Raw genomic sequence first — 919 nt, 5'->3', positions numbered from 1 at the left:
GGAGGGGTTCCACACGTACCCATCCCGAACACGACCGTTAAGCCCTCTAGCGCCGATGGTACTTGGACCGCAGGGTCCTGGGAGAGTAGGACGCCGCCAAGCGAACTCTTTCATCATACATAGAAAACAGGCTTTGCATGTGGACCTTGTAAGATGAATTGCATTTGCCCTGCAAATGCATATTATTCCCTGATAGCTCAGTTGGTAGAGCACTCGACTGTTAATCGAGTTGTCACAGGTTCGAGTCCTGTTCGGGGAGCCATTTGCTCTCATAGCTCAGTAGGTAGAGTGCATCCATGGTAAGGATGAGGTCACCGGTTCGATCCCGGTTGAGAGCTCTGCAAATGGGGCCCGTTGGTCAAGGGGTTAAGACACCTCCCTTTCACGGAGGTAACAGGGGTTCGAATCCCCTACGGGTCATAGTTATTTTAATAACTGAAGAGTAGGATGAGAATACCAAAGGTTCGTCGGAGGATGAGCATCGTTAGGAATTGCTTTGCAGTCTCAAACGAAGTGAGAGTATCCCCTATGGGTCATAGCATTCTTATTGCTTCACAAAAGATGGAGGCTTAGCTCAGCTGGGAGAGCATCTGCCTTACAAGCAGAGGGTCGGGGGTTCGATCCCCTCAGCCTCCACCATCTAATTATTGGGGATTAGCCAAGCGGTAAGGCAACGGACTTTGACTCCGTCATGCATAGGTTCAAATCCTATATCCCCAGCCATTTTATTACGAGCCATTAGCTCAGTTGGTAGAGCACCTGACTTTTAATCAGGGTGTCGAAGGTTCGAGTCCTTCATGGCTCACTTGTTATACATGCGCGTGTGGCGGAATTGGCAGACGCACTAGACTTAGGATCTAGCGTCTTTGACGTGGGGGTTCAAGTCCCTCCACGCGCATCCTTTATTTGCGGAAGTGGC

General features: G+C 50.3%; 7 tRNA genes and 1 rRNA gene. All 8 read left to right on the top strand.

Annotated features, from left to right (window positions below):
- A 5S ribosomal RNA gene (rrf, locus tag IEW26_RS29980) occupies positions 1-102 on the top strand; the annotation flags it as partial.
- A gap of 84 nt (positions 103-186) precedes the next feature.
- Positions 187-262, top strand: a tRNA-Asn gene (locus tag IEW26_RS29975).
- Positions 263-265: 3 nt separating this feature from the next.
- Positions 266-338: transfer RNA gene (locus IEW26_RS29970), tRNA-Thr, on the top strand.
- Positions 339-348: 10 nt separating this feature from the next.
- Positions 349-420 (top strand) — tRNA-Glu (locus IEW26_RS29965).
- A gap of 143 nt (positions 421-563) precedes the next feature.
- Positions 564-639, top strand: a tRNA-Val gene (locus IEW26_RS29960).
- Positions 640-648: 9 nt separating this feature from the next.
- Positions 649-723 (top strand) — tRNA-Gln (locus IEW26_RS29955).
- A gap of 9 nt (positions 724-732) precedes the next feature.
- A tRNA-Lys gene (locus tag IEW26_RS29950) sits at positions 733-805 on the top strand.
- 12 nt (positions 806-817) lie between these two features.
- Positions 818-898, top strand: a tRNA-Leu gene (locus tag IEW26_RS29945).
- Positions 899-919: the final 21 nt, after the last annotated feature.

It is taken from the genome of Paenibacillus silvae, assembly GCF_014639235.1.
Classification (GTDB): Bacteria; Bacillota; Bacilli; order Paenibacillales; family Paenibacillaceae; genus Paenibacillus; species Paenibacillus silvae.
The sequence above is the reverse complement of the archived record's forward strand: the minus strand, read 5'-3'. Positions and strand labels throughout refer to the sequence as shown.